This is a genomic window from Halomonas alkaliantarctica, assembly GCF_029854215.1.
In the GTDB taxonomy this organism is placed as follows: Bacteria; Pseudomonadota; Gammaproteobacteria; order Pseudomonadales; family Halomonadaceae; genus Vreelandella; species Vreelandella alkaliantarctica_A.
Genome location: NZ_CP122961.1, coordinates 1,996,670 through 2,016,931, shown reverse-complemented (window position 1 = coordinate 2,016,931; position 20,262 = coordinate 1,996,670). Strand labels below are relative to the sequence as shown.

General features: G+C 53.8%; 19 protein-coding genes and 4 tRNA genes. 12 read left to right on the top strand and 11 right to left on the bottom strand.

Annotation, left to right across the window (positions count from 1 at the left end; genetic code table 11):
• Window positions 1–81 precede the first annotated feature (81 nt).
• Complete coding sequence (gene amt / locus QEN58_RS09150; RefSeq protein WP_280106780.1) at window positions 82–3,462, top strand: ammonium transporter; 3,381 nt, start codon at window positions 82–84, stop codon at window positions 3,460–3,462.
• Between the two features lie 120 nt (window positions 3,463–3,582).
• Here amt and QEN58_RS09145 read toward each other — a convergent pair.
• The 4 genes from QEN58_RS09145 to QEN58_RS09130 form a co-directional block, all read right to left on the bottom strand.
• A tRNA-His gene (locus tag QEN58_RS09145) sits at window positions 3,583–3,657 on the bottom strand.
• 34 nt (window positions 3,658–3,691) lie between these two features.
• Window positions 3,692–3,766: transfer RNA gene (locus QEN58_RS09140), tRNA-His, on the bottom strand.
• Window positions 3,767–3,842: 76 nt separating this feature from the next.
• Window positions 3,843–3,919, bottom strand: a tRNA-Arg gene (locus QEN58_RS09135).
• A 92-nt stretch (window positions 3,920–4,011) separates the two neighbouring features.
• Window positions 4,012–4,088: transfer RNA gene (locus tag QEN58_RS09130), tRNA-Pro, on the bottom strand.
• A 210-nt stretch (window positions 4,089–4,298) separates the two neighbouring features.
• Here QEN58_RS09130 and folD point away from each other — a divergent pair.
• On the top strand, window positions 4,299–5,171 hold the full coding sequence (gene folD, locus QEN58_RS09125) for a bifunctional methylenetetrahydrofolate dehydrogenase/methenyltetrahydrofolate cyclohydrolase FolD (RefSeq protein ID WP_280106779.1): 873 nt from the start codon (window positions 4,299–4,301) through the stop codon (window positions 5,169–5,171).
• Window positions 5,172–5,206: 35 nt separating this feature from the next.
• Entirely contained in the window at window positions 5,207–5,914 is a 708-nt protein-coding gene (gene mtnN / locus QEN58_RS09120) for a 5'-methylthioadenosine/S-adenosylhomocysteine nucleosidase (RefSeq protein WP_280106778.1), read from the top strand.
• Window positions 5,915–5,982: 68 nt separating this feature from the next.
• Here mtnN and pyrC read toward each other — a convergent pair whose 3' ends face one another.
• Complete coding sequence (pyrC, locus tag QEN58_RS09115; RefSeq protein WP_280106777.1) at window positions 5,983–7,020, bottom strand: dihydroorotase; 1,038 nt, start codon at window positions 7,018–7,020, stop codon at window positions 5,983–5,985.
• Window positions 7,021–7,258: 238 nt separating this feature from the next.
• On the opposite strand from pyrC, the gene QEN58_RS09110 reads away from it, so the two are divergent.
• The 3 genes from QEN58_RS09110 to QEN58_RS09100 are packed head-to-tail and all read left to right on the top strand — an operon-like array spanning window position 7,259 to window position 9,536.
• Window positions 7,259–7,675: a hypothetical protein gene (locus QEN58_RS09110; RefSeq protein WP_280106776.1), complete on the top strand. Its 417-nt coding sequence runs from the start codon at window positions 7,259–7,261 to the stop codon at window positions 7,673–7,675.
• A 7-nt stretch (window positions 7,676–7,682) separates the two neighbouring features.
• The gene (locus QEN58_RS09105; protein ID WP_280106775.1) at window positions 7,683–8,954 is read left to right on the top strand and encodes an ATP-binding protein; all 1,272 of its coding nucleotides are present in this window, start codon (window positions 7,683–7,685) and stop codon (window positions 8,952–8,954) included.
• Window positions 8,955–8,996: 42 nt separating this feature from the next.
• Window positions 8,997–9,536 carry a response regulator transcription factor gene (locus QEN58_RS09100; RefSeq protein WP_280106774.1) on the top strand — a complete coding sequence of 180 codons (540 nt, stop codon included), beginning with the start codon at window positions 8,997–8,999 and terminating at the stop codon, window positions 9,534–9,536.
• Between the two features lie 59 nt (window positions 9,537–9,595).
• Here the strand turns inward: QEN58_RS09100 and QEN58_RS09095 are convergent, their stop codons facing one another.
• Both QEN58_RS09095 and hybE read right to left on the bottom strand, forming a co-directional pair.
• Entirely contained in the window at window positions 9,596–10,369 is a 774-nt protein-coding gene (locus QEN58_RS09095; protein ID WP_280106773.1) for a 3-hydroxybutyrate dehydrogenase, read from the bottom strand.
• A gap of 72 nt (window positions 10,370–10,441) precedes the next feature.
• Complete coding sequence (hybE, locus tag QEN58_RS09090) at window positions 10,442–10,867, bottom strand: [NiFe]-hydrogenase assembly chaperone HybE (RefSeq protein ID WP_280106772.1); 426 nt, start codon at window positions 10,865–10,867, stop codon at window positions 10,442–10,444.
• Window positions 10,868–11,049: 182 nt separating this feature from the next.
• Between hybE and QEN58_RS09085 the strand changes: the two genes are divergently transcribed.
• Both QEN58_RS09085 and QEN58_RS09080 read left to right on the top strand, forming a co-directional pair.
• On the top strand, window positions 11,050–11,313 hold the full coding sequence (locus QEN58_RS09085; RefSeq protein ID WP_280106771.1) for a GrxA family glutaredoxin: 264 nt from the start codon (window positions 11,050–11,052) through the stop codon (window positions 11,311–11,313).
• 104 nt (window positions 11,314–11,417) lie between these two features.
• Window positions 11,418–12,185 carry a VOC family protein gene (locus QEN58_RS09080; protein ID WP_280106770.1) on the top strand — a complete coding sequence of 256 codons (768 nt, stop codon included), beginning with the start codon at window positions 11,418–11,420 and terminating at the stop codon, window positions 12,183–12,185.
• 98 nt (window positions 12,186–12,283) lie between these two features.
• Here the strand turns inward: QEN58_RS09080 and QEN58_RS09075 are convergent, their stop codons facing one another.
• Window positions 12,284–12,949 (bottom strand): CoA transferase subunit B, encoded by a 666-nt coding sequence (locus QEN58_RS09075; RefSeq protein WP_009286667.1) that lies wholly within the window; start codon window positions 12,947–12,949, stop codon window positions 12,284–12,286.
• Between the two features lie 63 nt (window positions 12,950–13,012).
• Entirely contained in the window at window positions 13,013–13,711 is a 699-nt protein-coding gene (locus tag QEN58_RS09070) for a CoA transferase subunit A (RefSeq protein ID WP_280106769.1), read from the bottom strand.
• Between the two features lie 164 nt (window positions 13,712–13,875).
• On the opposite strand from QEN58_RS09070, the gene QEN58_RS09065 reads away from it, so the two are divergent.
• From QEN58_RS09065 to QEN58_RS09055, 3 genes are all read left to right on the top strand, one after another.
• On the top strand, window positions 13,876–14,772 hold the full coding sequence (locus tag QEN58_RS09065) for a LysR family transcriptional regulator (protein WP_280106768.1): 897 nt from the start codon (window positions 13,876–13,878) through the stop codon (window positions 14,770–14,772).
• A 106-nt stretch (window positions 14,773–14,878) separates the two neighbouring features.
• Window positions 14,879–15,760 (top strand): acyltransferase, encoded by an 882-nt coding sequence (locus QEN58_RS09060; protein WP_280106767.1) that lies wholly within the window; start codon window positions 14,879–14,881, stop codon window positions 15,758–15,760.
• Entirely contained in the window at window positions 15,697–16,674 is a 978-nt protein-coding gene (locus tag QEN58_RS09055; RefSeq protein ID WP_280106766.1) for a LysM peptidoglycan-binding domain-containing protein, read from the top strand. Before QEN58_RS09060 ends, QEN58_RS09055 begins: the two co-directional genes overlap by 64 nt.
• A 79-nt stretch (window positions 16,675–16,753) precedes the next feature.
• On the opposite strand, the gene gcvT is transcribed toward QEN58_RS09055, so the two are convergent.
• Complete coding sequence (gene gcvT, locus QEN58_RS09050) at window positions 16,754–17,866, bottom strand: glycine cleavage system aminomethyltransferase GcvT (RefSeq protein WP_280106765.1); 1,113 nt, start codon at window positions 17,864–17,866, stop codon at window positions 16,754–16,756.
• 123 nt (window positions 17,867–17,989) lie between these two features.
• Complete coding sequence (locus QEN58_RS09045) at window positions 17,990–19,396, bottom strand: alanine/glycine:cation symporter family protein (RefSeq protein WP_280106764.1); 1,407 nt, start codon at window positions 19,394–19,396, stop codon at window positions 17,990–17,992.
• Between the two features lie 390 nt (window positions 19,397–19,786).
• Between QEN58_RS09045 and gcvH the strand changes: the two genes are divergently transcribed.
• On the top strand, window positions 19,787–20,176 hold the full coding sequence (gene gcvH, locus QEN58_RS09040) for a glycine cleavage system protein GcvH (RefSeq protein ID WP_280106763.1): 390 nt from the start codon (window positions 19,787–19,789) through the stop codon (window positions 20,174–20,176).
• The last annotated feature ends 86 nt before the right edge of the window (window positions 20,177–20,262 follow it).

Genomic DNA, 20,262 nt, shown 5'->3' with positions numbered 1-20,262 from the left:
CGACCACTTTTCTCTGCGGGCAAAACAAATAAAGCACTAAAAAGAAGCGTATTTGCACCAAAAGTTGCCAAGGAAAACACCATGCCTGCCACGCTAGATATTGATAGTTCGCTGCTCGACACGCTCTGGGTACTGTGGGCTGCTGCCCTCGTATTTGTGATGCAAGCTGGCTTTCTCTGTCTGGAAGCTGGCACTACACGCACAAAGAACGCTATCAACGTCGCTATGAAAAACGTAGCGGACTTTGCCATTGCCGTCAGTGTTTTTTGGTTAGTCGGGTTTGGCCTCATGTTTGGCGACTCTCAGTACGGCTTAATCGGCACAACGCTGTTGGGTTGGCAATTAGACACTTCCGGCAGTTGGGTGCTTACCGTTTTTATCTTCCAAGCAATGTTCTGTGCTACCGCCGCCACCATTGTGTCAGGCGCGGTGGCAGAGCGTATGCCCTTTTTAGCCTATACCTGGACGGCCCTCTGGATAGCCTTGCTTATCTACCCGATTTTTGGTCACTGGGCATGGGGCGGGCTTTTGGGTGGAAGCCAAGGTTGGCTTGGCTCGCTTGGGTTTGTCGACTTTGCCGGCTCTACGGTCGTGCATAGCGTGGGCGGCTGGGTAGCGCTGGCAGCGGTACTCTGTATCGGCCCACGCAGCGGTCGCTTCACCCATGGCAAGCCTCCCACCGCCTTTCCTTCGGGCAACTTACCCCTCGCTATGCTGGGAGCGCTGTTTATGATCTTAGGCTGGTTTGGCTTTAACGGCGGCAGCACACTGGCCGTTACTGAGCAAATACCCGGCATAATAGCCAATACTGTGCTGGGCGCGGTCGGCGGGATACTCTCGGGGATGCTGATGGGACTGCGCACTCGGCGCTATGCCGACGTCATGTATGCAATTAATGGTGCCATTGCGGGCTTGGTCGCCGTCACCGCCAGCGCTCATGCGATCACTTTGTCGGCGGCATTTGGGCTGGGGGCGGTTAGCGGTGTTCTCATGGTGCTGACCAGCGAATGGCTACTAAGTAAACATATTGACGATGCAGTCAGCGCCATTCCCTCGCACCTCGTCGCGGGCGTATGGGGCACGCTTGCACTGCCCTGGGTCGCTGACCCAATGCTATTGCAGAGTGGCTTGTCTCGATCTACTCAATTTGGCGTTCAGTTGATCGGCGTTGTGGTATGCGGTGTCTGGAGCTTTGGCAGCGCCTGGCTGCTGTTCCGCATTACCCGACGATTCCTGCCCATACGCATCTCTCATGAAGCAGAAAAGATGGGGCTCAACCTCGCAGAGCATGGCGCCAATAATGAGCTGAACCAACTACTTGAGCATATGCGCCAGCATGAACAGCAAGGCGATATGCGCCAGCGTATTGACGCCGATCCGTTTACCGAAGTAGGCGAAATAGCGGCGAGCTATAATCGCGTCACCGCCGCACTTGAACGCGCCGTCGGGCATACCCGTGTGATGCTGCGTAATCTCCGCGATGGCGTGATTACCTGGCAGGCAGACGGCACCCTGACCAGCCTCAACCCTGGTGCGGAGCACCTTTTCGAAGTCGACGCCAAACGGCTTATTGGCCAACCTGTTTCACAGCTATTACCAACCCGCTCGCTAACCCCCGGTGCACGCCATGAAATTAAGCGACGCTGCGCCGATATGCAGGTGCGCTACCTGGAAATACAAGTTAGTGAAGGCGCCAGTGGTTCCGTGTCAGAGCGCTCGGGCATGGTGCGGGATATTACCGAGCGTAAACAGCTGCAGGAGCAGCTAAACCGCGAACGCGACCTTGCCCGCACCACGCTGGCATCCATCGGTGACGGCGTCATTACCTGCGACGCTAGTGGCAACGTAACGTTTATTAATGCAGAAGCTAAGCGCTTGACCGGATGGACACTCGAGGAGGCCATGGATAAACCCATTCATGTGGTTTACCAATTAATCAATGAAATCAGCAGTGAACCGCTAAGCAATCCAGCTAGACAAGTGCTTACCCAGCTCACCCCGGTGCACGCCACCGAACATTGCCTGCTGGTGAATCGTGATCACTCGCCTACCCCCATCCAACACAGTGCTTCACCGATACGTTCCCGCAGCGGTATTACCTTAGGTGCAGTCGTTGTTTTTCAGGATGTTAGCCTTACTCGCCAGCTTTCTGAACAGCTGAGCTATCAGGTCAGCCACGATATCCTCACCGACCTGCTCAACCGCCGAGCCTTTGAATCAGCGCTCAGTGCATTACTCAATCGCAAAGATGGCCATCATGTGATGTGCTACTTAGATCTCGATCAATTCAAAATCGTCAATGACACCTGCGGCCATCTCGCTGGAGACGAGCTGTTGCGCCAAGTGGCGTTAAAATTGAAAGATCATGTGCGCAGTAGCGATATAGCCGCACGTCTAGGCGGCGATGAATTCGCTTTGTTGCTACCTGACTGTGCGATAGAGCGAGCAATGACGATTGGAGAAGCGCTTCGCTGCGATATCGAACAGTACCGTTTTGCTTGGCAGGGACACACCTTTGGTATCGGGGTGAGTATTGGACTAGTTGAGCTAACCGCTGCTCATCCCATGCAGTTGAGCCAGGTTCTTCACGCCTCCGACTCGGCGTGCTACGCCGCCAAAGAGGCAGGCCGCAATCGCATCCACTGCTATCAGCCTGACGATCACTCATTACAAGAGAAACACGGTGCACTACAGTGGGTGCAGCGCTTGCAAAATGGCTTGGATAACGACACCTTCCGCCTTTTCGCCCAACCCATTACAGCCGTTTGTGCCGATGGCCCTGGCTACCGAGAAATTCTGCTGCGACTTGAAGAGCATGGAGAGGTCATCGCGCCAGGTAGCTTTCTACCCGCCGCCGAGCGTTATCACTTTATGGTACGTATTGACCGCTGGGTGATTCGTAACACCCTAGCCTGGTTAGGAGATCAAAACCGCCACGCAACACTGCCGTCTCATAGCTTGTGGGGGATCAATCTTTCTGGGTCATCACTTTCCGATGCGGATTTTTGTCAGGATCTTATTAGGCAAGTTGCCACGGCAGACCTACCCCACGGAACGCTCTGTTTTGAAATTACCGAAAGCACCGCCATTGCCCAACTATCAAGGGTTAGCGAATTAATTGTCACCCTAAAAGAGTACGGCTGCCACTTTGCACTGGATGACTTTGGCACCGGCCTCTCCTCTTTTAGCTATTTGAAGCAGTTGCCCGTGGATTATTTGAAAATTGACGGTAACTTTATTCGCAATGTACATCAGGATCCAATTGACCGTGCCATGGTTGAGGCGATTCATGCCGTTGGCAAGGCGCTGGAGATCAAGACCATCGCTGAATTTGTGGAAACGCAAGCAACGCTCGAGACGCTGCACCACATAGGAATTGACTACGCACAGGGGAATTTCCTTGGCAGACCTGAACCGCTCACCCATTTGGCGGGCCACCGCATTAAGGTAATGCCGCGTTAGCGATCAGAGGGGGAACCTAACAGCCAGAAACGCAAAAATCCCAACTAAGGGCATAAACGATAAATTAGGTAATCACTAAAACGAGAGAGGGAAAACAGAAGATAAACTATGCGGCGGTAATGGGGTGGATGATGGGACTTGAACCCACGACCACCGGAGTCACAATCCGGGGCTCTACCACTGAGCTACACCCACCACAACCTAAAACTGGATACGCACATATTGTCATTGGGGTGGATGATGGGATTTGAACCCACGACCACCGGAGTCACAATCCGGGGCTCTACCCCTGAGCTACACCCACCAAAGACAATCTTACGTAAAAAAGATAATGCTTACTTGAAGATAAGATTCTGACAGGTTGTTACCACTGAATTAGGTGGCACGCCCAGCAGGAATCGAACCCGCAACCTACGGCTTAGAAGGCCGTTGCTCTATCCGGTTGAGCTATGGGCGCACATATAGTATTCATAAGACACGAACACTGATGAGCACTAGACCACAACTGCAGCTTGGAAAAGCAAACTACTACCTTTCATGCTAAGTGAATGGTCGGGATGGAGGGATTCGAACCCCCGACATCCTGCTCCCAAAGCAGGCGCGCTACCAGACTGCGCTACATCCCGATTTTTATCACCTTAGACGCTACCGTGCTGCCCGTCTCAAGCGAGGCATATATTACTATTTTTAATTTTAAAGTCAACCATTAAAGTGATTGTTAGTGAAGGCGCTTTGCCTGGATGCCCCAGCGTGCGAAAATTACCCTCTTTAAAGCGCTGCTGTGTGAGCGCTTTAAATGCCTAGGCCATTTTTAACATCCACAGGGATTCCATTACATGACCGCCCAACTAATCGATGGCAAAGCCATCGCTGCTACTGTCCGCCAACAGGTTGCCGAAAAGATCGCTGCACGCCGTCAAGCAGGCGGGCGGGCACCGGGACTAGCCGTGGTTGTGGTCGGGGACGATCCCGCCTCTCAAGTGTATGTCAGCAACAAACACCGCGCCTGTGAACAGGCCGGCATTCTCTCCTTTCAGCACGCCCTTCCCACTACAACCTCACAGCATGAGCTGGAAGCCCTGGTTGATCAGCTCAACAGCGATCCAGCTGTTGATGGCATCTTGGTTCAACTGCCACTGCCTAAGCATCTTGATGCTGAGCCCATTTTAGAGCGTATCCTGCCTGGCAAAGATGTCGATGGGTTTCACCCCTACAATATTGGCCGCTTAGCGCAGCGTATGCCCGCCCTGCGCCCCTGTACGCCGAAAGGGATCATGACCCTACTGGCACAGACCGATGTTGCGCTACGCGGCTTAGACGCCACCGTAGTGGGTGCCTCCAACATTGTAGGCCGCCCTATGGCGCTGGAACTGATGCTGGCGGGCTGTACCACCACCGTGTGCCACCGTTTCACCCGCAATCTTGACGATCATATACGCCGCGCCGACATTCTAGTCGTGGCCGTCGGCAAGCCGGGTATCGTGAAAGGCGAATGGATCAAGCCGGGCGCTATCGTGATCGACGTAGGCATCAACCGCCAGGACGATGGCTCCTTAAAAGGCGATCTTGATTTTGCCACCGCTGCCGAACGCGCTAGTTTCATCACCCCCGTACCCGGAGGCGTTGGGCCAATGACCGTTGCAACGCTGCTGGAAAATACCCTTGAAGCCGCTGAGCAACACGATTTAGCTGCCGTAGAGCACGCCTGAGTCAAACACCACTTTTAATGTAGGAGCATGGCGCAGTGAAGCGTATTGGTATTATTGGCGCAATGGCGCAGGAAGTGAGCACCTTGGTGAGTCAACTGGATAACCCCGAGCGCTACGAGCACGCGGGTTTTGTCTTCTATACCGGCACGCGTTACGGCCTCGAGGTCATTGTTTTGCAGTCGGGAATAGGTAAAGTCAACGCTGCGGTAGGCACGGCTATCTTACTAGAACGCCATCAACCCGACGCCATTATCAACACCGGTTCCGCCGGTGGCTTTGCCGCCGATTTAGCCATTGGCGATGTGATCATTTCGGACGAAGTACGCCATCACGACGTCGACGCAGTGGTATTTGGCTACGAAATAGGCCAAGTACCGGGGATGCCCGCCGCCTACTTAGCCGATAAATCCCTGCGAGAATTGGCGCATAACGCCATCGCCTCGCTAGGTGAGGTTCAGGTGCGCGAAGGCTTGATCGCCACAGGTGACGCCTTTATGGCTGACCCAGCCCGGGTAGATGCAACCCGCGCCCAGTTCCCCAGCATGCTTGCGGTAGAAATGGAGGGCGCCGCCATTGCCCAAACGTGCCACCTCTACCAGTGCCCTTTCGTGGTTATCCGTGCGCTCTCTGATATTCCTGGCAGTGGCGACAACCACCTCTCCTTCGATGAGTTTCTGGAAGTGGCCGCCGACCACTCATCGCGCATGGTTGATCAAATGCTTAAGCAGCTTGGCAACGCCTAGCAGCGACTGCTAAGCGCTTGATGCCGTCGACCATTAAAGCGTCGACGGCATTGTTAAGACCTGGCTTGTTAAGACCTCACCGCCCAGCTAAGCGTTTCCCCCGCCAGCAAGGGAATAATTTTCTCCCCCTGGGCGTAAGGGTAACTTTCCGGCAGCGCCCAATCCCTTCGCTCGAGCGTAATGGTGTCTGTGTTAGCCGAAAGCCCATAAAAAAGCGGCCCATTAAGGCTGGCGAAGGCTTCCAGCTTGTCCAAGGCATTCATTTCGTCAAAGGCGGTGGCGTAAAGTTCAATGGCCGCGGGGGCGGTGTAGGCGCCTGCACAACCACAGCTCGACTCTTTAGCACCTTGGGAGTGAGGCGCGCTATCAGTGCCCAAAAAGAACTTATGGCTACCGCTGGTGGCCGCTTTTAGCAGCGCCTGGCGATGCTGCTCGCGCTTGAGTATGGGTAGACAGTAGTAGTGAGGACGAATGCCTCCTACCAGCATCTTATTGCGGTTAAACAGCAGATGATGGGCGGTAATGGTTGCGACCACGTTATCAGGCGCCTGGGCAACAAACTCAGCGGCTTGCTGGGTGGTGATATGCTCACACACTACTTTCAGCGCTGGATGACGCTCTAGCAGTGGCTTCATCACCGTTTCAATAAACACCGCTTCGCGGTCAAAAATATCGATTTCGGCATGGGTGACTTCACCGTGGACCAAAAGAGGCATGCCGACCTTAGCCATCATCTCAATAGTTGCGTCACAGTGGGCTAAATCGGTCACGCCTGAATCGGAGTTAGTGGTGGCCCCCGCCGGGTAGAGCTTCACCGCTTTAACAATGCCACTTTGTGCCGCACGCTCAATCTCTTCCGGCGGCGTTGTATCGGTGAGATAGAGCACCATTAAGGGCTCGAAAGTACTGCCCGCAGGCAAGGCAGCGAGAATACGCTGGCGGTATTCAAGCGCCTGAGCCGTAGTGGTAACTGGCGGGGTGAGATTGGGCATAATGATCGCCCGCCCCATTTGTGCGGCAGTATGGCCGACTACCGCTTTAAGCGCCTCATCATCGCGTAGGTGAAGGTGCCAATCATCGGGTCGGGTCAGTGTCACAGTGTCCACGGCAAGTCCTGTAGTGATATTAAATCGGATAAAGTAAGTCGGGTAAAATACGGTCGGTACAGTATACGCAATTGCGCGATGGGATAAATCCGCTCATCAAGCGCCCACACCCAGCCCAAGTGTCGTATTATGGCGGCGCTGTTTTTTAAGCCACGGCTCTTTTAAGAAACAGATCTAACGGTTAGTTTTTACAGTCGTTTATAAAAGTTAGTTTTTGACGCTAAGGATTCAGTTGTTTATGCAGAACGTGCGCCGCTATGCGGATATTATTGCCAGCCTGGAAGGATTGATGTGGCTAAGCCTCGCTTGGTCGATTTCACTCTCGGTTCAAATCGGCAGCACGGAACCAACTCTCGCCAGCTTATTGGTGATTGGGGCACTCGTAGTTTTTAGTTGGGCGCATCGGCCACTGCGTTACCTGTTACGCCGCTACCATATTCGTAAACGGCGCACCGATATGTGGATCCATACCCTGGCCTTGCCGCTGCTGCTGGCAATGTTCTTCCACATCATGCTTGAAGCTTTGCTGGGTAGCGCCTGGCTGCCACCCAAAATGCTGCTGTTCAATATATTGGCGTCTGCTGGGTGGACAACCTACGTCATGACTCTATTCATTAAATTTGTCATTCATGGCTTTAAAGCCAGAAACAAGTAAGCCCAACATGCAAACTGCCCTACCCCTTCCGCTTTCTACGCCCAATCGTAACTTGGTGCGGCTGACTATTGTTCGCGGCATCACCTGGACCGGTTTTTTACTGGCTATCGTGGTGGGCGTTGAACTGCTCGCCTTCGATTTACCGGTGACCGCCGTGGTGAGCGTGGTCATTTCAATGGGCGTGCTCAATATCGCCACCTGGTGGCGCCTCGGCCGCCCTCGCGCGGTGACGCACCTTGAGTACTTGCTGCATTTACTTGCCGACATTACCGGCTTAACGCTGCTGTTCTACTTCTCGGGTGGTTCTACCAACCCTTTTATTACCTACTATCTGGTGCCAGTGACCATCGCCGCCGCCACATTACCCTGGCGCCACGCCTGGATCATCGCCGCCTGCTCCATGGCGGGTTACACCTATTTAATGTTCTCCTACTATCCCATCCCCCAGCTGGGCCATATCAATAGTGATAGCCCATTGAGTCTGCATATATTAGGCATGTGGCTTAACTTTGGTCTCTCTGCGGGTCTGGTAACGTTTTTTATTTATAAAATGGCTCACGCACTGCGCAGCCGTGATCAGGCACTTTCCCGAACTCGGGAAGCTGCCCTGCGCAATGAACAGGTATTGGCGGTCGCAACCCAAGCCGCAGGCACCGCCCATGAACTGGGCACACCGCTCTCTACCATGGCAGTCCTGCTCAAAGAGATGCAGGCCGATGCCCCCGTCGATTCGGCGCTTGATCAGGACATTATCTTACTTCGCCAGCAGGTAGACGTATGCAAATCACGTCTGCAAAACTTGGTATCTAACGCTGACCGGCGCCGTATGGCAGAACCCGAAGTGCTCGATGCCGAGGTGTGGTTAGCAGGCGTTGTCCAACGCTGGCTGGTACTTCGTCCTGATGTGAGCCATCAATTCGATGTAGCAGAGAAACGCGGCAGGCCTTGGCTGGCCGTCGATGCCACACTTGACCAAGCGTTAACCAATTTGCTCAATAACGCCGCTGACGCCAACCCTGAGCACATTGCTATACGCTTGGACTGGCAGAGTGAGAGCGTGGTGATCGACATTCGTGACCATGGTCCAGGTGTAGCCATGTCGATTGCCGACCAGTTGGGTGAGACGTTTATTTCGACTAAAAGCAAGGGCATGGGTATTGGCTTGTTTTTAACCCATGCCACCATCAATCGCTTTGGTGGAGGCGTAAGCCTGTATAATCACCCTGAAGGGGGTACGCTAACGGAAGTGACGCTGCCTCGCTGCGCAGCGCCGAATTAATCGCGCCCGCCCTAAGCACCGCCAGTAAGGATTGAGGACAACATGCAAACGCGAGAGCAACGCCTGCTGATCATTGATGACGATGAAATGTTTTGTCATGTTTTGAACCGTGCCCTAACGCGCCGCGGTTACGACGTTATCGTTGCCCACGATGCCGAACAGGCCCTGACCATGGCCGCGCAGCATTCCCCCACCATGGCGACCCTTGATTTAAAACTGGAAAACAGCTCTGGGTTAAAACTGCTTCCCGAGCTGCTGGCTACCGTCCCGCAGTGTCGCATTGTGGTGCTGACCGGCTACTCCAGCATCGCCACAGCGGTGGAGGCGATTAAGCTAGGCGCAGCTAATTACCTGTGTAAGCCGGTGGATGCCGACGACGTATTAACCGCGTTCGAGCGCCAGAGCGGTGATCCGGATATTGAGCTTGCTGACAATCCGCCATCGATTAACCGCATCACCTGGGAGCATATTCAGAAAGTGCTGCAGGAGCACGACGGCAATATATCTGCCACCGCACGGGCACTAGGCATGCATCGCCGCACCCTGCAGCGCAAATTACAAAAACGCCCGGTACGGCGTTAAAGCCTGCAAAAAGGGACAAGCACCCCGCCAACGGTCACTGGCGGGGCCACACCGCTTACTTAATGCGCCGTCCAGCCCAAATCGATATTAAAGCTTGAACCCGTGACGGCACCGGCTGCGTCGGATGTCAGGTAAGCGACTAATTGCGCCACTTCTTCGGGCTCTATCAAGCGTTTGATCGCCGCCTCTTTGAGCATGACTTTTTCGATCACCTCCTGCTCATCCATACCGTGCAATTTAGCCTGGTCGGCGATTTGATTGTCTACTAGCGGGGTTTTCACATAGGCAGGACATACCGCATTAGCAGTGATGCCTTGCTCACCGCCCTCTAGCGCCGCCGTTTTGGTCAAACCAATCATGCCGTGTTTAGCACTGATGTACGCTGCTTTACCCGGTGAAGCCACCTGTGCGTGTATTGAGGCCACGTTAACGATGCGTCCCCAGCCCTTTTCACGCATATGCGGCCACGCTGCCTGTGTCAGCAAGAAAGGTGCCGTCAGCATTAAATCCATAATCTGACGCCACTTCTCTTCGGGGAAGGTTTCAATCGAGGCAACATGCTGAATGCCAGCATTATTGATCAATATATCAACCCCGCCAAAGCGCTTAACCGCCTCCGCCACCGCCGCACGGCAGGCATCAGGGTCGGTTAGATCCGCTTCAAAGAACGCCGCGCCGGCTTTTTCAGCGACGGCTTTACCTGCCGGATTAAAATCGACGGCAAGCACTTGATGGCCTAATTCGCAAAAGTGCGTAACCACAGCGGCACCGATCCCGCTGCTAGTACCGGTAACCAGCGCAACTCGCGGCGTTGTAGCGGCTTGGGAAGTCATAGGCAATTTCCTTTTTCACTAATGGATGGAAGATGCTGTTTATAGGAATCCTGACAGTATAGCTGGCTGCGCTTAAGCGCTGGACTCTTCGCTGGGCTGCATTAAACGCGCCATCATTTGCTGCGCCAGCCTTGCGGCCTCCTGCATGCTTTCCAGCTCGCTTAAATCATCCAAAATGGCACGCTTGTAAAGTTCATAGCCGCCTGGCAAACGCTCGAGCGATAATGGGTATACACCTGAAGGCAGTGAGAGCGTAAGGCTATCCGCCAAAGGCTCAGTAAGCAGGGACTGGTCAGGCACTGCAACCAGCCAGAGTTCACAAGGCGTAATCAACGCCCCCACCATATGCTCAGCGTCATGATGTTGAAAGCATAGCGCATCAACCCCCAAACGCGGGTTCCAGTGACTCTTTTGTTTAATGGCTGGCAAGTGAACGTCTCGGTACACCTTCGCTAATTCAGAAAGGAAGGTGTATTCGTCAGCGTTGAGCGTCTGCATAGGCTTGTTGGTTTTCCCAGATGATAACGGGCATTAATGGTTCGTGTAGCGAGCCGCTATTGGCGAAACGTGTTCTGCTCAGCCACAATGGGCGCGAATTTATCGCTTAGCCTACGGCTATTGACCCTTCAGTTACTGTCCACATGGTAACTGACTCTGCTTATCGTAAAGGAGCGCCACCTATGTTTGTGGTTATTTTTGGTCGGATGTCATGTCCTTTCTGCGTGCGCGCAAAACAGCTTGCCGAGCATTTGGAAAACATCGGCAAAATTGAAGGCTATCGCTATGTGGATATGCCTTCTGAAGGCGTCACTAAAGAAGATATCGCCAAAACGGCGGGCAAACCCATTCACACTGTCCCCCAGGTGTTTGTCGATCAAGCCCATGTCGGCGGTTTTACTGAATTTGATCAGTTTGTCCGCGACCAGCAGTTACTTGCCGTTTAACCGCTCGTTAATAGCCGTTGAACACTTGCTTACCTCGCTTGCCTATACTGAACAGTTATTTAATGGCTCACGCTAGGTGTGCCACTTTAGGCAAGGAGTTCACCATGCAGCGTCAGGAGTTTGTTCAGCAGCTGTGGCTTGACTATGTACATACCCATCCCGATATCGGCGCCCTTCGACTTTGGCCGTTATCAACGGCGGCCGAATATTTAACGCTGGTAACACTCAATTACGGCCCCTTTGCCGCTGCCGCGCTCACCGGCAATTTGGCTCATATGGGCTATCGCGCCATGGGCCATTACGCCATGGCCGATAAAGGGCTATTAGTTCAACTACTAGCGCCAAGTGACGGCAGTAGTTGGCTGGTGCTGGCAGAATTGCAAATAGGCACACTGTCCAAGGCACCCCGGGAAGCCATTGAAGGACTGGTGCAACAATCTCACCCTCAGGATTGCAAAGGCCACAATTTACTTTGCCGTGGCCGCCCCTGGCCGATGCCTTCCTGGGCGCTCTATCAACAGTTGCAGCAAGCACACCCGTTGGCCGCCTGGATTGCGGTTATGGGGCCCCGTCTACATCACGCTGGCTTTGATTGTGGCCAACTTGGGGAGCCCATGGAGACGTTGGATCAACGCCTAAACGAAGTGGGCATGCCAAGCCTGCATGGGCAGCAAAACGGTGTCTTCACGGTGTCATCACTACTGGATCACCGCTTTTACCCCACCACACCTCAGAAGACTGTCTTTGCCGATGGCGATGAGCATCGCCTCTGCTTAGGCGGTCTGGCGTTAGTCCAAAAGCACGTTGAAGATAATCACGAGCGTATTGCCGATTTACTGCTGCCACACCATACGCGCTGTGAAATGGCCTGAGACGCTAGCGAAATGTGCGCTAACGTCTCACTGCGCCCTCTATTTAACGTCTTAACCTTCGGGCTGTTAATTGCGCGAGGTATGGCAGCGGTGCTTACTCACTCAGCATCAAACGTCATCTCGGGAACATGGTCCGGTACAATCAGCTTGCCCGCCGTTTTCTCGACGATCTCCTCAACGCTTACCCCCGGCGCGCGCTCCTTGAGAATAAAGGCGCCGTCTTTGATTTCAAGATAAGCGAGATCCGTCAACACACGGTTAATACAGCCAGCGCCGGTCAGCGGCAGTTCGCATTTCTCAAGCAGCTTGGATTCGCCATGCTTGGAGGCGTGTGTCATGGTACAAATGATGTTATCAGCACCGGCAACAAGGTCCATGGCACCGCCCATACCTTTGATCAGCTTCCCAGGAATCATCCAGGAAGCAATGTTCCCTTGCTGATCCACTTCGAAAGCTCCCAGCACGGTCAAATCCACGTGACCACCGCGAATCATCGCAAACGATTCCGCTGAAGAAAAAATCGCCGCGCCTGGGCGGGCCGTCACCGTCTCTTTACCCGCATTAATCATATCTGGATCAAGCTCGTCTTCGCTGGGGTAGCGGCCCATCCCCAGAAGTCCATTCTCAGATTGCAGCATGACATCGATGCCATCCGGGATGTAGTTGGCAACCAGAGTGGGAATACCAATGCCTAAGTTGACGTAAAAACCATCTTGAAGTTCGCGGGCGACACGCTGAGCCATCTGTTCTCGTGTTAAAGCCATGGTGACTTCCTCTTGTTGAATCGTTAAATGAGAAGCAAGTGTTACGTTTGAAGGCGTAGCACGTTAGCTGCGCACCGTGCGTTTCTCTATTCGCTTTTCAAACGTGCCTTGAATAATACGATCCACATAAATCCCCGGTGTATGGATCTGGCTAGGCTCAAGCTCACCCGGTTCAACGATTTCTTCAACTTCCACCACGGTGATTTTCCCGGCCGTGGCGGCCATGGGGTTAAAATTCTGCGCGGTATGGCGGTACATTACATTGCCATAGCGATCCGCTTTCCAGCCTTTCACAATGGCAAAATCACCTATAATGGCTTCTTCTAAAATATAGTGTCGCCCATTAAATTCACGGACCTCTTTCCCCTCACCAATCGGTGTGCCGTAACCGGTAGCGGTGTAAAAGGCGGGAATACCAGCACCGCCAGCGCGCATTTTTTCTGCCAATGTGCCTTGAGGGGTTAGTACCACTTCAATTTCATCGTTGAGCATTTGCTTCTCAAACAAGGCATTTTCACCTACGTAAGAGGCAAGAATTTTACTGATTTGGCGGTCTTCAAGCAGTATACCCAAGCCAAAACCGTCTACACCGCAGTTGTTGGACACCACGGTGAGGTCACTAACGCCGCGACGTTTGATTTCGGCAATCAGGTTTTCGGGAATACCGCAAAGCCCAAAGCCACCGGCGATAACGGTCATGCCGCTCTCGATGCCTTCCATAGCCTCTTCGTAGGAAGCTACACGCTTATCGAATCCTGCCATTGTTGTGCCTCACATTGTTGTTGATGATCAGTATTATCGTAGATGAGTGCTGCCAAAAATTCGCGAACTGAAGCTTACGATAGTGACAGTGTTGTGCCAGATGATATATTTGTTAAGTTTGTTTTTCTTATCAATTTATTATTTAAATTTATAAAAGGCACTTTATGACCGTCAAACAGCTGCGCGCCTTTCTGGCGGTCGCTCAAACCCTTAGTTTCACCCAAGCCTGCGAGCGTCTCCACCTATCGCAACCGGCGCTAAGTCTGGCAATTAAAGGCCTGGAAGAGTCCCTGGGTGGCAAACTGCTGATTCGCAGCACACGCAGTGTCAGATTAACCCCTGAAGGTGAGTCGCTACTACCGCTAGCCAAACACCTGCTGGCGCAGTGGGACAATACCGAGGAGCGTTTACGCCAACATTTCACCCTTCAACTCGGGCGGCTCAGCGTCGCGGCGATGCCTGCTTTTGCCTGTAACTTACTCCCTGCCGCGCTGGTTAAATTTCGCCAGCAGCACCCCAAAATCAACATTACCGTGCACGATGTCATCAACGAGGAGGTTACCGCCATGGTGCGCTCCCGTCAGGTAGAGATGGGGATTGCTTTTTCGCCGGAGGGCACCGGCAGCCTACTGTTTACACCGCTGTTTGAAGACCATTTTGTGGCTGTCGTGCCGCCAGACTCTCCGTTAACCCAGGTAACTCAGCTGTCCTGGACAACACTGCTCAACCACGACTTCATTACCCTTCAGCGCCCCTCAATGGTGCGTCGTTTACTGGAACAGGAGCTGGCCAAAAAGCATATGGAGTTAACGGTAGCCTTTGAAAGCCACCAGCTCTCAACCGTTGGAAGGATGGTAGCCGACGGCCTGGGCGTCAGCGCGGTGCCTTCTATGTGTATTCGCCAAATGCATGAACTGGGAGCCCGCTGCATACCCCTTACAGCGCCCGCCATCTCCTGCCGAGTCGGCATCTTGACCCACCAAGAACTTTCCGTGGCCGCCCACGCACTGCGTACTGTGCTCCTAAACACCGTTCAAGCCCCCTCGCTGCCTCTCGTCTAAAACACCATCAAGCTAATGAATTGCTCTAGGTTTCTGCTGGGCAGCGTGGCTAGGATCATTTAGCATTCAGTATTACGCTATTGGTTTGACGGTAAGGAAACGCGGTATGCCTATTTTAAAGGGGCTGGTTAGCGCTCTGCTGCTAACGCTCAACACGCTGTTCTGGGGCGTACCTCTGATTCTGCTGACACTACTTAAAGTCATTGCCCCAGGGCAACGGCTTAAGCAGTTAGTGTTGCAGGGGCTGAATGGCGTTGCTCTTAACTGGATAGGCGTTAACCTCTGGTGGATGCGGCACTGGCTTAAACCCGTGCTTCACGCCAGCGTACCCGATAATTTGAGCCCGCAGCAGTGGTGGCTGGTGATCTCCAATCATCGCAGCTGGACCGATATTTTCATGCTGTTGATGGCGCTGCATCGGCGTATCCCCATGCCACGCTTTTTCCTAAAGCGTCAATTAATCTGGATTCCCATCGTAGGGTTAGCTTTTTGGGCGCTAGAGTTTCCTTTTATGCGCCGCTTTAGCCGCGAGCAAGTCGCTAAAAATCCTAAACTGGCCACCATCGATCGAGCCTCTACTGAGCGTATGTGTCATCAGGCACGTCTCTCGCCCATTGCGATTTTTAATTTTGTCGAGGGCACTCGCTTCTCAGTTGCCAAACGCGACGCCCAGCAAAGTCCCTACCGCCACTTATTGCGCCCTAAAGCGGGTGGTATTGCTCAAGTGCTTAGTCTGCTAGGCAACCAATTGGATGGTATCCTGGATGTAACCATCAGCTATGCCAATCCTGCGCCGACGTTTTGGGGCTTTTTATGCGGCAGGGAGGCGCCGGTTACCTTGCAGGCACGGCAACTCAGCATTCCTGAGTGGATGTACGCGTCAGATAACCACGAAGAAAAGCAGCATAAGGAACGCTTCCATACATGGATCAACTCACTCTGGTTGGAAAAAGATGGCATGCTGGACAACCGAACCGATCACGACTAATTGGCTGGCTCACCGCCTGGCTGTTAGCGGGACTACTAACCGGCTGTTCCAGCACACCGTCGTCATCCGCTCAGCGGGCATCAGTACCTAGCGCTAGCCAGATCAGCGGTAACTGGGTTCAGGTACAGCGTGGCGATACGCTGGGCAAACTGGCGGCCCGGGCTAACGTGCCACTCGAACGTCTGGAGCGCTTTAACCCTGGCGCGGATACCCGGCGCCTGGAAATTGGCCAACGTCTATTAATTCCTACCCAGCAGGAGCGGGCACCTTCTGGCGGCCCCTACCGCTATCAAATCCGTCCTGGCGATACGTTTTCAAGCATCGCCCGACATTTTGGCACTACCAGTGGCCGCATTCAGAGCGCCAACCCTAGCGCCTCCCCCACTAACTTAAGAATTGGCCAAATAGTTAGCCTGCCCCTTAGCGGTTCAGCCGCGGGTGGCTCATCGCGACGGCAAGCAAGCAGCAGTGGTTCTTCAAGCGCTAACAAGCCTGCCGCTACAACGACCAGCAGCGCGCCCAGCCAGGCGCTCCCCTCATCAGCAAGGGGCTGGCCTTGGCCGTTGGAAGATTATCGCGTGGTTCGACGTTTCGGGCCGGACAGCCGTGGCACGTTGCAGCCCATGCTGCTGGCTACTCAAGCTGGCGCCCAGGCTAAATCCGTCGCTCCTGGTGAGGTGCGCTTTGCCGATGGAATGCGTCAGCTGGGTGAAGTAGTGATTGTGCACCATGCCAATAACCTGCAGACCGTCTACGCCCTTTGCGAGCGCATTTTGGTCGAGGTAGGCAAGCAGGTTAGCGCAGGAGATCCCCTTTGCGAGGTCGGTCAAAGCAGTGCCACCCAACGCTATGATCTACTTTTTGATCTGCGCCAAGGCGGTAAACCCATCGACCCCAAGCAGGTGCTGCGCTAAAACACTCGCTTGAGAATACGGTACTTAATAAAACCTCGACCCCTGCCTAAACAGGGGCCGAGGTTCGATGGACGCGCTTCTAGCCGCGATAGTAGCCAGGTTTTACAAACGGCATAGGGGTCACCACCATGGGCAACTGCTTACCGCGAACTACCGCGAACACGGCACTTTGCGGCGCTTCCAGTTCGCGAGTGACATAACCCATCGCCACCGGCTTGCCGACACTTGGGCCAAAGCTACCGGAGGTCACAATCCCGACCTCATTGCCCGCCTCATCAACTAATGGCGCCCCTTCACGTACCGGCGCGCGGCCTTCCGCTAATAACCCAACACGCTTGCGGGTATGATCCTTGGCATCGACCTGATGAAGAATCACGTCAGCACCCGGAAAACCACCGGCGCGCTCGCCGCCGTGGCGACGCGGTTTGCCAATCGCCCAAATCAAACCCGCCTCCACAGGCGTTGTCTGCATATCCATATCATGGCCATAGAGGCATAAACCGGCTTCTAAACGCAGCGAGTCCCGCGCTCCCAAGCCAATCGCCTCGACTTCAGGCTCTGCGAGAAGCTGCTCAGCGAAGGCTTCGCAAGCATCGGCAGCGACAGAAATCTCAAAACCATCTTCGCCGGTATAGCCGCTGCGGCTTACCCATACCTCCTGCCCGGCAATGGTGTAACGTCCATGCTGCATAAACACCAGCTCACAGGCTTCAGGGCAAAGCCGCTGCATGACATCCCGCGCCTGAGGCCCTTGCAGCGCCAGTAAGCCACGATCCAAGGGTTCAATTGTATGCGTAGACGACAAATTGAGCCTTAAGTGAGCCAGGTCCTGATCTTTACAGGCCGCGTTGACCACCAAATAGAAGTGATCGCCCGCGTTGACCACCATCAGGTCATCGATAATGCCGCCTTCGGTACTGGTGAAAAGACCGTAACGCTGTGCGCCCTTCTCGAGGCCCACCAAGTCTGCGGGAATCAAGGTTTCCAGGGCCTCAGCCACGTTGTCGCCGGACACGCTAATCTGACCCATATGTGAAACATCAAACAGGCCGCACTTTTGGCGGGTATGCTCATGCTCTTTTTTGACCCCCAACGGATACTGCACCGGCATATCGTATCCAGCAAAAGGTACCATCTTGGCGCCTAACTTGAGGTGCAACGCGTGCAGCGGCGTTTGCTTTAATTCAGACATGGGGGCTTTCCTCACTTAAAAATTGTTCGCTCAAAAAGAGAACGGGAAGCCACCGATTAAGTGTCTTCCCGACTCTACTGTTATTCACGTTCACCTGCAGCGCTGATTAACGCGCTGCAAGTATTATTGGTCGTGATCCAGCTCTTCACCCGGCAATACGTCTTTGCCGTCGAAATAGTCCTTGGTTAACTTAAAGACTACCGGCGAAAGCAGTGCCAAGGCAATCAGGTTCGGGATCGCCATCATAGCGTTGAAGGTATCCGCCATGAGCCAGATAAAGCCCAGTTGAGCGATAGCGCCCAGTGGGATAGCTAGTACGAACAGCACCCGATAGATCATAATGGAGCGCGTGCCAAACAGGAACTGGCAGCACTTCTCGCCGTAAAATGACCAGCCGAGGATGGTCGTAAAGGCAAAAATCGCTAACGCAATGGCGACGATCTGATTACCAAAGCCAGGCAGTGCGGCGTCAAACGAGAGCGCGGTAAGCGACGCCCCGGCTTCGCCCTCTTGCCAAACCGTTGAGGTCAAAATCACCAGCGCGGTAATCGTGCACACAACAATGGTATCAATGAAGGTACCCAGCATGGCGATTAAGCCCTGGCGCACTGGATTTTTGGTTTTGGCCGCTGCGTGGGCGATAGGCGCACTACCCAAACCCGCTTCGTTGGAGAAGATACCGCGTGCCACACCAAAACGAATCGCCGCCATGACGGCCGCACCCGCGAAACCACCTGCGGCCGCCATGGGGTTGAAGGCGTAGTAGAAGATCAAACCAAAGGCTTCACCGATCTGCCCGGCATTAACGATCAATACCAACAAGCCTGCCACTACATAGGCAATGCCCATAATCGGCACCAACTTTCCCGCCACTTTAGCAATACGCTTGATACCGCCCAGAATCACCGCACCAGCCAGTACCATAATGACTATACCTGTAAGCCAGTGCGGTACGCCGAAGGTGGCGTCCATGGCGTCAGCAACGGAGTTGGACTGAACGGTATTGCCAATCCCGAAGGCAGCGACAGCACCAAAAAATGAGAACAGGCCGCCCAACCATAGCCACTTTTTACCCAGGCCATTCTTGATGTAAAACATCGGCCCGCCCACGTGGTAACCGGTGCTATCGGTTTCACGATAGCGCACGGCCAGCACCGCTTCGGCAAATTTAGTGGCCATACCCACCAAAGCGGTAATCCACATCCAAAACACGGCACCTGGGCCACCTAACGCAATGGCCGTGGCGACACCGGCAATATTACCGGTACCGATGGTCGCAGAGAGTGCCGTCATCAAGGCGTCAAAAGGAGATATTTCCCCTTCGTCACCCTCTTTGGCAGCCGCTTTACCCACCCCAGGTTTCGCATCACGCCCCGCCCACATTAGCTTGAAACCCATGCCGAGCTTTCTAATCGGCATCAGTTTCAAGCCAAGCTGCAGGTAAATCCCCACACCAAGTAGCAGAATCAACATGACGGGCCCCCAGACCACGCCGTTGATCGCCCCTAAGAGGCTAGTTAATGCTTCCATGTTCGTCTCCTCGCTTTGTTGGTATGCAATGTTGGTGTGTATTATTGGCTTGCTGCGATTACGGGCTATTCCTAACGTCGCTATTGTTGGTTAGCGCACGATTTGAATGTTTTACACCATAAACTTAGCTAGCATCTAGGGTGATGTCGCTTGTGCATAGAGGATACCGCTTTTTTCATAACCGCTCCTCTGCACGAATCCGGCGAAAAAGCACCTGAACAGAGACTGCTGTTAAGCAAGCTTTGAGGCAACGAAGAAATTTGTTTCCGATTGGAAACACGTTAACATGCTTGCTTAATCGCTCGATCTGCCCCAGTCACTAGTCGCCAAGGCGAACGACAACCGCTAGTATGCTCGGGCCCAGAAAACTGTTTCATATAGGAAAACACCATGAGCAATCTTCCTGCCAATCTTCGTTATGCGGAAAGCCACGAGTGGGTGCTGGATAATCAAGACGGCACTGTGACCGTGGGTATTACCGATCACGCCCAGCAGGCGCTCGGCGATGTCGTGTTTGTTGAACTGCCTGAAGTGGGTGCAGCGCTAAGCAAAGGGCAAGAGTTTGGCGTAATCGAATCGGTAAAAGCCGCGTCTGATCTCTACTCGCCGGTTGTTGGCGAAGTCATTGAAGTCAATGAAGCTCTTGAAGACTCCCCCGAAACAGTCAACGAAGCGCCTTACGAAGGCGGCTGGATTATGAAAGTGCGCTTAGACAGCGACTCACTTGACGGCCTGCTAGACGCCGATGCCTATCAAGCAACGCTAAGCGCCGACGACTAAAAGCAGTAGTTGAATCAATTAAGAGCCTGCCCTTTGTGGTGGGCTCTTAGCTTAATGCCCTGCACGGTTCTCTCTTAACGTCCGGA

Bases quoted from the DNA above. Each gene is read 5' to 3' on its own strand.
- QEN58_RS09110 (WP_280106776.1), top strand. From the start codon at position 7,259: ATGCAGAACGTGCGCCGCTATGCGGATATTATTGCCAGCCTGGAAGGA.
- QEN58_RS09075 (WP_009286667.1), bottom strand. From the start codon at position 12,949: ATGGCTTTAACACGAGAACAGATGGCTCAGCGTGTCGCCCGCGAACTT.
- QEN58_RS09100 (WP_280106774.1), top strand. From the start codon at position 8,997: ATGCAAACGCGAGAGCAACGCCTGCTGATCATTGATGACGATGAAATG.
- hybE (WP_280106772.1), bottom strand. From the start codon at position 10,867: ATGCAGACGCTCAACGCTGACGAATACACCTTCCTTTCTGAATTAGCG.
- gcvH (WP_280106763.1), top strand. From the start codon at position 19,787: ATGAGCAATCTTCCTGCCAATCTTCGTTATGCGGAAAGCCACGAGTGG.
- QEN58_RS09055 (WP_280106766.1), top strand. From the start codon at position 15,697: ATGGATCAACTCACTCTGGTTGGAAAAAGATGGCATGCTGGACAACCG.
- QEN58_RS09085 (WP_280106771.1), top strand. From the start codon at position 11,050: ATGTTTGTGGTTATTTTTGGTCGGATGTCATGTCCTTTCTGCGTGCGC.
- QEN58_RS09095 (WP_280106773.1), bottom strand. From the start codon at position 10,369: ATGACTTCCCAAGCCGCTACAACGCCGCGAGTTGCGCTGGTTACCGGT.
- QEN58_RS09080 (WP_280106770.1), top strand. From the start codon at position 11,418: ATGCAGCGTCAGGAGTTTGTTCAGCAGCTGTGGCTTGACTATGTACAT.
- QEN58_RS09060 (WP_280106767.1), top strand. From the start codon at position 14,879: ATGCCTATTTTAAAGGGGCTGGTTAGCGCTCTGCTGCTAACGCTCAAC.
- QEN58_RS09045 (WP_280106764.1), bottom strand. From the start codon at position 19,396: ATGGAAGCATTAACTAGCCTCTTAGGGGCGATCAACGGCGTGGTCTGG.
- QEN58_RS09105 (WP_280106775.1), top strand. From the start codon at position 7,683: ATGCAAACTGCCCTACCCCTTCCGCTTTCTACGCCCAATCGTAACTTG.
- gcvT (WP_280106765.1), bottom strand. From the start codon at position 17,866: ATGTCTGAATTAAAGCAAACGCCGCTGCACGCGTTGCACCTCAAGTTA.
- amt (WP_280106780.1), top strand. From the start codon at position 82: ATGCCTGCCACGCTAGATATTGATAGTTCGCTGCTCGACACGCTCTGG.
- folD (WP_280106779.1), top strand. From the start codon at position 4,299: ATGACCGCCCAACTAATCGATGGCAAAGCCATCGCTGCTACTGTCCGC.
- QEN58_RS09070 (WP_280106769.1), bottom strand. From the start codon at position 13,711: ATGGCAGGATTCGATAAGCGTGTAGCTTCCTACGAAGAGGCTATGGAA.
- QEN58_RS09065 (WP_280106768.1), top strand. From the start codon at position 13,876: ATGACCGTCAAACAGCTGCGCGCCTTTCTGGCGGTCGCTCAAACCCTT.